Source organism: Agromyces cucurbitae (assembly GCF_058349945.1).
In genome coordinates, this window is record NZ_JBYRES010000002.1 from 209,486 (window position 1) to 224,142 (window position 14,657).

The 14,657-nt window shown below is 73.0% G+C and carries 8 protein-coding genes; 6 read left to right on the forward strand and 2 right to left on the reverse strand.

Annotation, left to right across the window (positions count from 1 at the left end; translation table 11 throughout):
- The first annotated feature begins 96 nt into the window (after nucleotides 1-96).
- Nucleotides 97-1,569 (forward strand): catalase, encoded by a 1,473-nt coding sequence (locus AC3RJ6_RS07840; protein ID WP_491426428.1) that lies wholly within the window; start codon nucleotides 97-99, stop codon nucleotides 1,567-1,569.
- A 277-nt stretch (nucleotides 1,570-1,846) separates the two neighbouring features.
- Nucleotides 1,847-7,036: a family 78 glycoside hydrolase catalytic domain gene (locus AC3RJ6_RS07845; RefSeq protein ID WP_491426429.1), complete on the forward strand. Its 5,190-nt coding sequence runs from the start codon at nucleotides 1,847-1,849 to the stop codon at nucleotides 7,034-7,036.
- A gap of 66 nt (nucleotides 7,037-7,102) precedes the next feature.
- Here AC3RJ6_RS07845 and AC3RJ6_RS07850 read toward each other — a convergent pair whose 3' ends face one another.
- A complete protein-coding gene (locus AC3RJ6_RS07850) occupies nucleotides 7,103-8,758 on the reverse strand; it encodes a glycerol-3-phosphate dehydrogenase/oxidase (protein WP_491426430.1) in 1,656 nt (551 codons plus the stop codon).
- On the reverse strand, nucleotides 8,725-9,321 hold the full coding sequence (locus AC3RJ6_RS07855) for a TetR/AcrR family transcriptional regulator (protein ID WP_491426431.1): 597 nt from the start codon (nucleotides 9,319-9,321) through the stop codon (nucleotides 8,725-8,727). Before AC3RJ6_RS07855 ends, AC3RJ6_RS07850 begins: the two co-directional genes overlap by 34 nt.
- Nucleotides 9,322-9,341: 20 nt before the next feature.
- On the opposite strand from AC3RJ6_RS07855, the gene AC3RJ6_RS07860 reads away from it, so the two are divergent.
- From AC3RJ6_RS07860 to AC3RJ6_RS07875, 4 genes are all read left to right on the forward strand, one after another.
- The gene (locus tag AC3RJ6_RS07860) at nucleotides 9,342-11,024 is read left to right on the forward strand and encodes an FAD-binding oxidoreductase (protein WP_491426432.1); all 1,683 of its coding nucleotides are present in this window, start codon (nucleotides 9,342-9,344) and stop codon (nucleotides 11,022-11,024) included.
- 1 nt (nucleotide 11,025) lies between these two features.
- On the forward strand, nucleotides 11,026-12,024 hold the full coding sequence (locus AC3RJ6_RS07865; RefSeq protein ID WP_491426433.1) for a diacylglycerol kinase: 999 nt from the start codon (nucleotides 11,026-11,028) through the stop codon (nucleotides 12,022-12,024).
- A complete protein-coding gene (locus AC3RJ6_RS07870; RefSeq protein WP_491426434.1) occupies nucleotides 12,021-13,661 on the forward strand; it encodes a GMC oxidoreductase in 1,641 nt (546 codons plus the stop codon). The genes AC3RJ6_RS07865 and AC3RJ6_RS07870 overlap by 4 nt, the downstream gene beginning before the upstream one ends.
- A gap of 152 nt (nucleotides 13,662-13,813) precedes the next feature.
- Nucleotides 13,814-14,548, forward strand: a complete 735-nt coding sequence (locus tag AC3RJ6_RS07875) for a flavodoxin family protein (protein ID WP_491426435.1) — start codon at nucleotides 13,814-13,816, stop codon at nucleotides 14,546-14,548.
- Nucleotides 14,549-14,657: the final 109 nt, after the last annotated feature.

The following is a 14,657-nucleotide window of genomic DNA, read 5'->3' on the forward strand; positions in this document are numbered from 1 at the left end:
GGCGGAAGGCGAGCGTGCGCCCACGGGCGCGCGCTCGTCGCCGCGCCCAGTCGCGGCATCGTCACCCGCCCGCCAACCGACCAGAAGGACGAACGCATGACGAATCCGACCACCACCACCCAGACCGGCACGCCCGTCGCGAGCGACGCGCACTCGCTGACCGTCGGCGCCGACGGCGCGACCGTGCTGCACGACCGCTACCTCGTCGAGAAGCTCGCGCAGTTCAACCGAGAGCGCATCCCCGAGCGCATCGTGCACGCGAAGGGCGGCGGCGCGTTCGGCCGCTTCCAGGTCACGGCCGACGTGTCGAAGTACACCCGTGCCGCGCTGTTCCAGCCGGGCGCCGAGGTCGAGACGCTGCTGCGCTTCTCGTCGGTCGCCGGCGAGCAGGGCTCGCCCGACACGTGGCGCGACGTGCGCGGCTTCTCGCTGAAGTTCTACACGCCCGAGGGCAACTACGACCTCGTCGGCAACAACACCCCGGTGTTCTTCATCCGCGACGGCATCAAGTTCCCCGACTTCATCCACTCGCAGAAGCGCCTGCCGGGTTCGGGCCTGCGCGACGCCGACATGCAGTGGGACTTCTGGACCCTCTCGCCCGAGTCGGCGCACCAGGTGACCTACCTCATGGGCGACCGCGGCCTGCCGAAGTCGTGGCGCGAGATGCAGGGCTACGGCTCGCACACCTACCAGTGGATCAACGCCGAGGGCGAGCGGTTCTGGGTGAAGTACCACTTCCGGTCGCGGCAGGGCGACCTGCACCTCGACGCGCAGACCGCCGAGGCCATCGCCGGCGCCGACGCCGACTACTACCGCCGCGACCTCTTCGACGCGATCGAGCGCGGCGACTTCCCGCAGTGGGACGTGTTCGTGCAGGTCATGCCCTACGAGGAGGCGAAGACCTACCGCTTCAACCCCTTCGACCTCACGAAGGTGTGGCCGCACGCCGACTACCCGCTCATCGAGGTCGGCGTGCTCACCCTCGACCGCAACCCGCAGAACTTCTTCGCCGAGATCGAGCAGGCGGCGTTCTCGCCGGCGAACACGGTGCCGGGCATCGGCGTCAGCCCCGACAAGATGCTCATGGCGCGCGTGTTCAGCTACCCCGACGCGCAGCGCTACCGGGTCGGCACGAACTACAACCAGCTGCCGGTCAACGCGCCGCACGCGGCCCCGGTCGCGAACTACTCGCAGGACGGCGCGCAGCGCCATCACTACAACGCACCGAACGTGCCGGTCTACGCGCCGAACTCGTTCGGCGGGCCGACCGCTTCTGCCGAAGCCGCGGGCGAGGGCTCGTGGGAGGGCGACGGCGAGCTCGTGCGCACGGCGTACACGCTGCGCGTCGACGACAGCGACTTCGGCCAGGCCGGCACGCTGTACCGCGATGTGTACTCGGCCGAGGCGAAGCAGCGCCTGCAGGCAACCCTGCTCGGCCAGGCGCAGTCGATCACGGTCGACGAGATCCGCGAGCGGTTCTTCCAGTACTGGACGCACGTCGACGCCGAGCTCGGCGCCGTGCTGCGCGCCGCCTACGCCGTGGCCGGCGAGGACGGCGCGGCCGCGTAAGAACCGCTGATCACGGCACGATGACGGATGCCTCGGGGTCGGCCCCGAGGCATCCGTTCGTCGTCGTTCGTACCTGCGTTCTCGAGCCGTCGCGAACGGCGACGCCGAGGGTGCGGACGTCGCCGTCGACGACGGTTCGGGGCGAGGCGTCCGGCACGCTATGGGTGCCCGTCGGATGCGACGTCTCCGCGCCGAAGGGTTGACCGCGCGTCGAAGCGGTGGATAGGCTCCGACTGTCAGCAATCGATTGAAACGTTTCATCAATGAGGAGAAACGCGTGCGATCCAAACTCCGCAATGCAGCGACGGGCGTGCTCGTCGCCGGCACGGTATTCGCGTCAGTCATCTCGGCAGCACCGACGGCCGCGTTCGCGGCCTCGTCGCAGGCTCCGGCCGTGACCGTCGGCGGGCTCGAGACGAACTCGGCGAAATCACCACTGGGCATCCCGCTCGCCGCCCCGAAGCTGAGCTGGCAGCTCGCCTCGGCCGGTCGCGGCGTGACCCAGTCGGCCTACCAGGTGCGCGTCGCCAGCCGTGCCGACGCGCTCGAGTCGCCCGACGTGTGGGACAGCGGCCGCGTCGAATCGGGCGCCTCCGTCGAGGTGCCCTATGGCGGGCCCGACCTCGAGGGCGCCACCCGCTACGCCTGGCAGGTCCGCGTCTGGGACGGCGACGGGCGTGCGACCGACTGGAGCAAGCCCGCCTCGTTCGAGACGGCGCTCGCGTCGCTCGACGAATGGACGGGCGCCGACTGGATCGGCGCCGACACCTCGATCCCGGCCGCGTGGACGAACTCGACGATGACCTTCACCGCCTCGAAGATCTCGGGCGCGCTCGGCGTGTACGTCCGCGGCCGCGACGGGTCGAACGCCTACATGTGGCAGCTCAGCGAGAGCTCGAAGTCGCTGCGGCCGCACGTGAAGTCGAACGGCGGCTACACGGTGCTCTCAGCGACGCCGTTCCCGGCGGGCTTCGACTTCGCGGCGAAGCACGAGTACTCGATCACCGTCGACGGCACGACGATCACGACGAAGGTCGACGGGGCCGTGCTCGACACCCGCACGGTCTCGACCCACACCGCCGCCGGCCTCGTCGGCTTCCGCACGAGCGGCGCCGAGACGGGCACCGTCTCGGCCGTGAGGGTCACCTCGAAGTCGGGCGACGTGCTGCTCGACACCGATTTCCCGGCGAACGACCGCACCTTCACGGCCGGCACGCTGAAGGGCGGCGACCTCGTCGTCTCGGGTGACACCGACGCCTGGTACGCGTACGGCGCCGACGTGCCGCTGCTGCGCACCGAGTTCGAAGTGGACAAGGAGGTCGCGTCGGCTCGCGTCTACGCCGCCGCCCGCGGCCTCTACGAGCTGCAGCTCAACGGCGAGCCCGTCGGCGACCAGGAGCTCGCCCCCGGCTGGACCGACTACAACACGCGCATCCAGTACCAGAGCTACGACGTGACCGACCTCGTGGCCGACGGCGACAACGCCTTCGGCGCCGAGATCGCGAACGGCTGGTACGCCGGACGGGTCGCCATGTTCGGCGACTCGATCTACGGCAGCGACACGTCGCTCATCGCGCAGCTGCGCATCCGCTACACCGACGGCTCCGAAGACGTGGTCGCGACCGGCGACGACTGGCGCACGACGAACGGCCCGACGACGTCGGCCGACCTGCTCGACGGCGAGGCGTACGACGCTCGCCGGGCGGCCGAGGTCGGCGACTGGGCCGAGCCGGGCTACGACGACGGCGACTGGTCGGACGCGGTCGTGCGCCCGTCGGCGACGGCGAAGCTCGAGCCGCAGACGGCGCCGCCCGTGCGCGTCGTCGAGGAGCTCGACGCCAAGGCGCTGCCGAGCCCGGCCGAGGGGGTGCACGTCTACGACCTCGAGCAGAACATGGTCGGGCACGTGCGCGTGAAGCTCACCGGTGAGGCCGGGCAGACCGTCCGCATCCGCGTCGCCGAGGTGCTGAACCCCGACGGCAGCCTCTACACCGCGAACTTCCGCAGTGCGAAGGCGACCGACTACTACACCTTCGCCGAGGACGGCACGGCGACATGGGAGCCGAAGTTCACGTTCCACGGCTTCCGCTACGTCGAGGTCACCGGCGTCGACGAGGCGCCGCCCGCGAGCGGCATCACGGGTGTCGTCGTCGGCAGCGACAACACGCCGACCGCTTCGCTCGAGACGTCGTCGCCGCTCGTGAACCAGCTGCAGAGCAACATCCTCTGGGGCCAGCGCGGCAATTTCCTCTCGATCCCGACCGACACGCCCGCACGCGACGAGCGCATGGGGTGGACGGGCGACATCAACGTGTTCGCGAACACCGCGAACTACAACATGGACTCGCAGCTGTTCCTCACGAAGTGGCTGCAGGACCTGCGCGACACGCAGAACGCCGAGGGCTCCTTCCCGGGCGTCGCGCCGATCATCCCAGGTCGCTTCGACGGCGGCTACGGCCGGGCCGGCTGGGCGGACGCGGGCGTGCACGTGCCGTACTCGATCTGGAAGGCGTACGGCGACACCCAGGTGCTCGCCGACAGCTACGACTCGATGAAGCGGTACGTCGACTACCTCGACGCGAGCGCGGTCGGCCACATCCGCAACGTCGGCGGCTACAACGACTGGCTCAACCTCGACGACGACACCCCGGCGACGGTCATCGACACCGCGTTCCTCGCCAAGGGCACTCGCGAGTTCGCCGAGATGGCGAAGGCGCTCGGCCACGACGACGTCGCCGCCGAGTACACCGAGCGCTACGAGGCGATCAAGGCGGCCTACGTCGCGGCGTTCGTCTCGGCCGACGGCACGGTGCGCGGCGACTCGCAGACCGCGTACATCCTGACGATCATGAACGACCTCATCCCCGACGGGCTCGAGGACGCGGTCGCCACCCAGTTCGAGGAGACCCTCGCGCGCCGCGGCAACCACCTCTCGACGGGCTTCCTCGGGGTCGACGGGCTGCTGCCGGCGCTCACGAAGATCGGGCGCACCGACATCGCGTACACGCTGCTGCAGAACACCGACTACCCGTCGTGGGGCTACGAGATCGGCAAGGGCGCGACCACCATCTGGGAGCGCTGGAACTCGATCATGCCCGACGGCTCGTTCGGACCGGTCGAGATGAACTCGTTCAACCACTACGCCTACGGCGCGGTCGGCGAGTGGATGTACCGCACCATGGCCGGCGTCTCGGCGCTCGAGCCCGGCTATCGCAAGGTGCTCATCGCTCCGCAGGCCGGTGACGGCATCGACCGGGTCGACTACGCGCTCGACACGCCGTACGGCACCGTCGTCTCCGACTGGCGCACGGATGCCTCGGGAACGATGCGGCTCGACGTCACCGTGCCGGCCAACACGACGGCCGAGGTCCGCATCCCCACGTCGAGCCGCTGGGCGATCACCGAGGGCGGTGTGCCTGCGGCATCGGCACCCGGCGTCGAGTTCACGCGCTACGCGGACGGCGTCGCGGTGTTCACCGTCGGGTCGGGCGAGTACGAGTTCGACCAGGACGCGACGCTCGGCCGCCTCGGCGACACGCGCGACGCGGCGACGGGGTTCGGCGAGCAGGTCTCGGCCCTCGTCGAAGCCGGCTCGCTCTCCGACGAGCAGGCTGAGACCCTCGGCGAGTTCGCGGCGACGTTCTCCGAGCGCGCCGGGAAGGCGTGGGACTCGTACGTCGGCGATGAGCAGGGTCGCGACCGCGACCTCCGCACCGCGGCCGCGGCGCACAAGACGCTGAGCACGATCCAGACGATCTCGGCGTACCTCGAGCGCGAGGTCGAGCACGGGGCGCTGCCGGCCGAGACGGCCGACCGGCTCCGAGGCATCCTCGACCCGGCGGCGGCGAAGCTGACGCAGGCGTGCGCCGCGCTCGCCGGCGCAGGGGTCTCGCTGACGGTGCCCGCCGACGGGGTGTTCCCGGGCGATGCGGCGACGGCGAGCATCGCCGTCGAGGTCACGGGCGGCAAGAAGCTCGGCCAGGTCTCCGCCCAGCTCGACTCCGACGACGGCTTCACCGTCACGGCGAAGGGCGGCGGTACGCTGTCGCAGCTCGCGCCGGGTGCGAACGCCGCGTTCGACTTCGTCGTGGCGGTGCCGGCCGACACCGCACCGGGCCGCTACGCGCTCACGGGATCGCTGGACTACCGGTACGAGGGCACCGACGTCGAGATCCCCGTCGACGCCGAGCTCGTGGTCTCCGCGCCGGTCGTCGTGCGGGAGGTGACGGTCGAGCCCGCCTCGGCGCACCCGGGTGACGCCGTCGCGCTCACGGTCGACGTCGCGAACCTGAGCGACGACCCCCGCACGGGCACCGTCCGGGTCGAAGGCCCCGACGGCTGGAGCGACGCGACCGCCGCGTTCGACCTGCCCGCCGCGGCATCCGCCGCCTCGGCGGTCGAGGTCACCGTGCCCTACACCGTCACTGCCGGCGACGTCACGCTCACGGCGTCGGTCGGCGAGACCGCGGAGGAGCGCCGTGCGGCGACGCTCGCCGTCGCGCTGTCGAACGCACCGGCGATCGTGATCGACCACGTCGACCTCGGCCTCGCGCAGTCCGAGCGCTCGCACGGCCTCACGGCCTCCGAGCACTCGGGCACGTCGAGCGAGGCGGGGCTCACGCGACGCTACACCCACACGTCGTACCCGGGCGGCTGGTTCGAGTTCGACGTCGCGGTGCCGGCCGGCGAGCCGTTCGTGGTGCGCGCGGTCGAGACCTTCGACGGGGCGCGCCAGAAGACCTACGACGTCTCGGCCGACGGGGCGACGGTCTTCGAGCAGCGCTACGCACGTACCGCCGGCGGCGCGGGCACGATGACGTACCAGTTCGTCGTCGAGCCCTCCGATGCGACCGCCGACGGCACGGTGCGCCTGCGCTTCCAGGACGTCGACGGCGGCTACGACCCCTCGATCGCCGATGTGTGGGTGCTGCCCGCGACGCCCGGCCTCGACGCCGCCGAGAACGTGCTCGCGGGGTCGGTCGCGACCGCGCGCACCACCCTGCAGGCGGCACCCGGGTGGAGCACGGCGAACCTCGCCGACGGCAAGCGCGAGAGCATCGCGGGCGGGGCGAAGGGCTACACCTCGAACGGCCCCGACCGCTCGCAGACGGGCGTCGACCAGTGGGTCGCGTTCGACCTCGGCGAGCCGACGGCCCTCGACACCGTGGTGATCTACCCCCGCACCGCCACCGCTGACGACCCCGCGGCCGACGGCACCGACGGCGCGCACTTCCCGAAGTCGTTCGCGCTGCAGGTGAGCGAAGACGGCCAGGCCTGGACCACCGTGAAGCAGGTCACGGGCCAGGCCGATCCCGGACCGCGGCCGCAGGCCTACCGGTTCGACACCGTGCAGGCGCGACACGTGCGGGTCGCGGTGACCGAGCTCGGCCGGCCGACGGTCGAGGAGGGCCGGCTCGGCTACTACCGGCTGCAGCTCGCCGAGGTGCAGGCCTTCGAGCTCGGCTGATCGGGCGGGGTCGAACAGGGCGGCGGGCCGGATGCCTCGTGGTGAGGCATCCGGCCCGCCGGCGTCTCAGCCGAGCCGCGCCGCAGCCTCCGCGACGAGCTCGGCGACCGCGTCGTGCGCGAATTCGCGATCGGCGGCGACGAGGCCGATGCGGGTGCGCCGATCGAGCACGTCGTCGACGTCGAGCGCTCCTTCGGCACGCACCGCGAATTCGATCTCGGCGCGGGTGACGTCGATCCCGTCGGCGACGGGGTCGCCGGGCCGGTCGCAGCGGGCGAGGGCGAGCACCGTGGATGCCTCGGCGCCGAAGCGCGCCGTGAGCGAGGCGGGCGCTCCAGCCGCCTCGACGGCCGTCGACCGCGTGGTCGCCGCGGCGCCGGCGGCGGCTCCGGCGAGGGGCGTCGCCGAGCCGTGCGCGCCGACGAGTGCGAGCTCGGCGGTGCGGCAGCCCGGATCGGGCAGGCCCGCGTGCCGGCAGGCGAGGTCGACCGCGTCGCGGGCCATTGCGCGGTAGGTCGTGAGCTTGCCGCCGAGCACGTTCACGAGGCCGGACTCGGAGACCGCGACATGGTGGCGGCGCGAGATGTCGGCGGTGCCGCCGTCGCCGGCACCCGTGTCGATGAGGGGGCGCAGGCCCGCGAAGGCGCCGAGCACGTCACCCCGGCCGACGGGGCGCTCGAGCGCCGACGAGAGCGTGGTCAGCAAGAAGTCGATCTCGTCGTCGTGCGGCTGCGGCACGTCGGGGATCGGCCCGGGCGCCTCCTCGTCGGTGAGCCCGACGACGACCCGGCCGAGCTGCTGCGGCAGGGCGAAGACGAAGCGGCTGACCGACCCGGGGTGCGGCACCGTGAGCGCGGCGGACGGGTGGCCGAGCACGGCCGCGTCGAGCACGAGGTGGGTGCCGCGGCTCGGCCGCATGCGGATGCCGGGGTCGAGCTCGCCCGCCCACACGCCCGCGGCGTTCACGACCGCGCGGGCGGCCACGCGCAGCGACTCGCCCGTCACGGCGTCGACGAGCGTCGCACCGTCGCCCGCGGCATCCGTCGCCCGCACCCGGGTGAGCACGGTCGCGCCGTAGGCCGCCGCCGTACGCGCGAGGGCGACGACGAGCCGGGCGTCGTCGATGAGCTGGCCGTCGTGCGAGAGCATGCCGCCTCGCAGGCCTTCGCGGCGCAGCGCCGGTGCGAGCCGCAGCGCCTCGTCACGGCCGACGTGGCGGGGGTGCGCGAGCACGCTCGCGGGCGTGCGCGCGAGCATGCGCAGGCCGTCGCCGAGTGCGAGCCCGACGCGACCCGTCGTGCGCTGCTTCGCCGAGACCGAGGGGGTGAAGGGCAGCAGTTGCGGCAGGCTGCGCACGAGGTGCGGGGCGACGCGCGTCATGAGCAGGTGGCGCTCGACGGCGCTCTCGCGGGCGACGGCGACGTCGCCCGTCGCGAGGTAGCGCAGGCCGCCGTGCACGAGCTTCGAGCTCCAGCGGCTCGTGCCGAACGCGAGGTCGTGCGCCTCGGCGAGCACGACCGTCAGGCCCCGGCTCGCCGCGTCGAGCGCGACCCCGGCGCCGGTGACGCCGCCGCCGATCACGAGCAGGTCGATGGGTGACGTGCGGTCGGCGAGCTCTCCGAGCTCGCGCGCGCGCCGCGCGGCGTCGAGCGCCGAGGAGTGCGTTGGCGCGGCTGCGGGGGAGGCGGTCAGGGACGCAGGTGTCCGTCGAGTGCGTGCCAAAGTTCGTTGCTCCAATGCGGCTCGTCGATGAGGGCGGAGACGGTGTCGTGCGAGAGGATCGCCGACTGGGCGATGAGCAGCAGCATGACGGCGAGGTCGCCGGGTGCGCCCTCGCGCACGCTGCCGTCGCGCTGGGCCTCGGCGATCGCGGCTGAGATCCACTGCAGGATGACGCGCTGGCTCTGGCCGATCCGCTGCAGCGTGTAGCGGGTGAAGACCTCGGGCTCGCGCTCGAGCAGGCGGCCGTACAGGGGGTCGGCGCGGAACAGCTCGGCGAAGCGCAGCACGTCGCGCACGATCTCGTCGCGCGAGGTCGCGGGCTCGGGGAACCGCTCGATGAGCCCCACGGTCGCCCGCAGGAGGGTCGCGCGCACGATCTCGTCGGCGCTCGCCCAGCGTCGGTAGACCGTCGGCCGGCTCACGCCGGCGTTGCGCGCGACCTCGGCGACGGTGACCCCGCCGACGCCGCGTGCGGAGATCAGCTCGGCGGCGGCGTCGAGCATGCGCGTCTCGGTCTCGTCCCACGTGGGACGGTCGAGCTCGAGCACTTGACGATCTTCCATGATGTGTCACACTGTAACGCATGGTCGATGGAGACGACAGGGCGCCCGCAGCAGTCGGTGACGCGGCATCCCCGATGCGGTGGAACGGCTGGGGCGACCCGGCGAAGGCGAAGGAGCTGCCGCTCGCGGTGCGCGCCCTGCTGCCGATGATCCTCGGCCGCGTGCAGAGACCCGAGCCGGCCGTCGCACTCGACGACGTCGAGCTCGCCCCGACGCGGCTCGGCGACGACGATCGTGCCGCGCTCGCCGGAGTCGTCGGCGACGAGTACGTCGCGCTCGACGACGAGGCGCGCATTCGGCACTCGGGCGGCCGGTCGACCCCCGACCTGCTGCGCCGCCGCGCACGCCACCAGGACGCGCCCGACGCGGTCGTCGCGCCCGCCGACCACGCGCAGGTGCTCGAGCTGCTGCGGCTCGCGGCGGAGAGCGACGTCGCCGTCGTGCCGTTCGGCGGGGGCACGAGCGTCGTCGGCGGGCTCGATCCCGAGCGCGGCGCGCACCGCGCGGTGATCGCCCTCGACCTGCGACGGCTGACGGGGCTCGTCTCGCTCGACGAGACGAGCGGTGAGGCGGTGCTCCTCGCCGGCACGACCGGGCCCGAGGCCGAAGCACTGCTGGGGGCGAGGGGCTTCGAGCTCGGCCACTTCCCGCAGAGCTTCAGGTACGCGACCCTCGGCGGGTTCGCCGCCGCCCGCTCGTCGGGCCAGAACTCGGCCGGCAACGGCCGGTTCGACGCGATGGTGACGGGACTCCGCGTCGCGACGCCGACGGGCGAGCTCGACCTCGGCCGCGCGCCGGGGTCGGCCGCCGGGCCCGACCTGCTTCGGCTCTTCCTCGGCTCAGAGGGCGCGTTCGGCGTCATCACCGAGGTGCGGGTGCGGGTGCACCCCGTGCCCGCGGTGCGGCTCGCCGAGGCATGGAGCTTCCCCGACTTCGCCACCGGGGCCGGCGCCCTGCGCCGGGTCGCGCAGCTCGGCACCGGGCCGACCGTCATCCGGCTCTCCGACGAGGCCGAGACCGGAGTCTCGCTCGCGCAGGTCGGGCGCATCGGCAAGGCGCTCGCGAAGGGCGCGAGCGCCGTCACCGTCTTCGAGGGCGACGCCGCGCTCGCGCGCGAGCGGCAGGCGCGCACCGCGCAGGTGCTCCGCGAGGCGGGCGGCACGTCGACCGGCCCGACCGCCGCCGAGGAGTGGGTGCACGGTCGCTTCAACGCACCGTACCTGCGCGACGCGCTGCTCGACCACGGCGTCTTCTGCGAGACCCTCGAGACGGCGACGACGTGGTCGAACCTCGAACGGCTGAAGCGCGAGGTCACCGCCGCCATCTCCGACGGCTTCGCCGCGATCGGCGCGAAGTCGCTCGTGCTCTGCCACGTCTCGCACGTCTACCCCACGGGGGCCGCGCTGTACTTCACGATCCTCGCGGGCGTGAAGGGCGACCAGCTCGCGGCCTGGCAGCCCGTGAAGGCCGCGGTCAACGACGCGATCATGGCCGGCGGGGGCACCATCAGCCACCACCACGGGGTCGGTCGCGACCACGCCCCGTGGCTGGCGCACGAGGTCGGCCCGGTCGGCCTGCGCATCCTGCGGGCGGTCAAGGCCGAGCTCGACCCCGCCGGAATCATGAACCCGGGTGCGCTCATCGAGCGCGCGGCGATGGATGCCGCATCCGCCGCCGCCCGCACGACCGGCGGGAACGCCTGACGTGGCCGGGCACATCTCGGTGCTCGTGAACCCGACCTCCGGCCGGGGGCGCGGGGCGGAGGCCGCGGCGCGAGCCGTCGAACGCCTCGAGCAGCTCGCGACCGAGGTGCGGGTGCATCGCGGCCGCTCGGTCGACGACACCCGACGGCTCGCGCACGAAGCCGTCGCGAGCCGGCCCGCGGCGCTCGTCGTCGTCGGCGGCGACGGCACCCTCTCGTCGGTGCTCGACGCCGTCGTCGGCTCGGGCGTGCCGATCGCCCTCGTGCCCGCCGGCACCGGCAACGACCTCGCGCGTGCACTCGGGCTGCCGTTCGACGCACCCGATGCCGCGGCCGCGGCGGCCGAGCTCGCGGTGCACGGCCGGCCGAGGGCGATCGACGTCGGTGAGATCGAGTCGTCGGCCGGCACCCGCCGGTTCCTCACCGTCGCGGCGATCGGCTTCGACGCGCACGTCGCCGAGCGCACGAACCGGCTTCGCTGGCCCCGCGGCCGCGCCCGGTACTACCTCGCGCTGCTCATCGAGCTCGCGCGCCTCAAGCCGACCGCGTTCGAGCTCGGCCTCGACGGCGCCGCGCCGCGACCGGCGCCCGGCACGCTCATCGCGGTCGGCAGCACGCGCAGCTACGGCGGGGGCATGCCCGTGTGCCCCGATGCCGACCCCGCCGACGGCCTGCTCGACGTGACGCACGTGGGGCCGCTCGGCCGGGCGAAGCTCGTGCGCCTCTTCCCGCTGCTCCTGCGCGGCACGCACGTCGACCGACCGGAGGTGGCGGTGTCGCGCGTCGCGACGGTCGAGGTCGACGCCCCGGGGCTCATCGTCTACGCCGACGGCGAGCGGGTCGGCACGGGGCGGGCGAGCCTCCGCGTGGTGCCCGCCGCGCTCACCGTGCTCGTGCCCGCGGGCGACGCATCCGACCGACCCGGCGACGACGCCGCCGCCCGGGCCGCCGACGAGGCGCCCGGGCCGCCCGAGGGCGCCGGCCCCGAGGCCTCCGCATGACCGGGTTCGACCACGACGTCGTCATCGTCGGCTCGGGCTTCGGCGGGTCGGTCGCGGCGCTCCGCCTCTCGGCGAAGGGCTACCGGGTGCACGTCTACGAGGCCGGGCGGCGGTTCGCCGACGACGACTTCGCGAAGACCTCGTGGAACGTGCGCCGCTACCTCTGGGCGCCGGCGCTCGGCTGCTTCGGCGTGCAGCGCATCCACCGGCTGCCGCACGTCATGATCCTCGCCGGCGCGGGCGTCGGCGGCGGCTCGCTCAACTACGCGAACACGCTCTACGAACCCGGCCCGGCCTTCTTCAGCGACCCCCAGTGGGCGGCCCTGGCCGACTGGCACGACGAGCTCGCGCCGCACTACGCGACCGCGAAGCGCATGCTCGGCGTCGTCGAGGAGTACCCGCACACGGGCCCCGTCGAGCGCATCATGGAGGGCGCGGCGAACGACCTCGGCGTCGGCGGCACGTTCCGCCGCGCGCCCGTCGGGGTGTTCTTCGGCGCACCGGGGGAGACGGTGGCCGACCCGTTCTTCGGCGGCGACGGCCCCGACCGCACGGGCTGCACGCTCTGCGGCAACTGCATGGTCGGCTGCCGCGTCGGCGCGAAGAACACGCTCGCGAAGAACTACCTCGCCCTCGCCGAGCGGCTCGGCGCCGAGATCGAGCCGCTGCGCACCGTCGTCGAGGTCCGCGCGCGCGACGGCGGCGGCTTCGACGTGACGACCGTGCGCAGCGGCGCGTGGTTCGGCCGCGGCCGTCGCACCGTGAGCGCCGAGCAGGTCGTGTTCGCCGCCGGCACGTGGGGCACCCAGCAGCTGCTGCACCGCATGAAGGACTCGGGCGCGCTGCCGGCACTGTCGGATGCGCTCGGCCGGCTGACGCGCACGAACTCCGAGGCGCTCGACGGCGCGGTCGCCGTGTCGGTGCCGGGAGCGCTCGAGCTCGCCCGCGGCGTCGCGATCACGACGTCGTTCCACGTCGACGAGCGCACCCACGTCGAGAACGTGCGCTACGGCCCCGGGTCGAACCTCATGGGCGCGCTCGCGACCGGGCTCGTGCCGGGCGACCGCCCGCTGGGTGCGCGGCTCGGCGCGCTGATCGGCGGCGCGCTGCGGCATCCCCTCACCGCACTCAGGCTCGGGTCACTGCGGCGCTGGAGCGAGCGCGGCATCATCGCGCTCGTCATGCAGACGGCCGACAACTCGCTCACGCTGTCGCTGCGCCGCAGGTTCGGCCGCCGGGTGCTCACGAGCGCCCAGGGCGAGGGCGAGCCCAACCCGAGCCACCTGCCCGGAGCCCACCTCGCGGCCCAGGCGATCGCCGCACGGATGCAGGCGGCCGGCGGCGTGCGCACCGAGGCGCGAGGCTCGTGGCCCGAGGTGTTCGGCATCCCGCTCACGGCGCACTTCCTCGGCGGCGCGGTCGTCTCGGGATCGCCCGAGCGCGGGGTCGTCGACCCGTACCACCGGGTCTGGGGCCACCCGGGTCTGCACGTCGTCGACGGCGCCGCGATGCCCGCGAACCCTGGCGTGAACCCGTCGCTCACGATCACCGCGATGGCCGAGCGCGCCCTCTCGTACTGGCCGCGCCGCAGCGCCGCCGACGAGCGCCCGACCCAGGAGGAGCTGCTCGCGCGCTGAGGCGTACGCCGCCAGTGGCGACCCGTCGGTCCGACGGGTGCCCCGCGCCTCCTCTGACACTGATGCCGAATGGGCATCAGTGTCAGAGGACGCGGGCACGAGGCATCCACCACCCCTGTCGGCGCCTGCCGCACCCGAGTAGCATCGCGCCCATGGCCGAGCTGCCGGATTTCAGCGACCTGCGAGCCCTCTTCGTCAACTGCACGCTCAAGCGAAGTCCCGAGGTGAGCAACACCCAGGGGCTCATGGACGCGAGCATCGCGCTCATGCGCGAGCATGACGTGCACGTCGACACCCTGCGATTCGTCGACCTGGACGTCGCGACCGGCGTCTACCCCGACATGCGCGAGCACGGGTGGGAGACCGACGCCTGGCCCGACGAGGTGTGGCCGCTCGTCGACGCGGCCGACATCCTCGTCGTGGGCGGGCCGATCTGGCTCGGCGACAACTCGTCGATGACGAAGAAGTTCATCGAGCGCATCTACGCGATGAGCGGCCTGTTCAACGACCGCGGCCAGTACGTGTACTACGGCAAGGTCGGCGGGGCGGTGATCACCGGCAACGAGGACGGCATCAAGCACTGCGCGCAGAACATCATCTACAGCCTGCAGCACGTCGGCTACACGATCCCGCCGGGCGCCGACGCCGGCTGGATCGGTGAGGCCGGCCCCGGCCCGAGCTACCTCGACCCCGGCTCGGGCGGCCCCGAGAACGACTTCACGAACCGCAACACGACCTTCATGACGTACAACCTGTTGCATCTCGCGCGACTGCTGAAGGACGCGGGCGGGTTCCCCGTCGGCGGCAACATCCGCGCCGAGTGGAACGCGGGAGACCACTACGGCTTCGAGGTCAACCCGTACGACGAGAACCCCGAGTACCGCTGAGGCGTGCACGTGCGCCGTCGCGCTCGGGTCGGCGCGGCCTGGCGCGGGACGATCGGGGTCAAGATCGTTGAACAATCTGGACGTCCGGCTCTTGAAACGTGCCAACGCG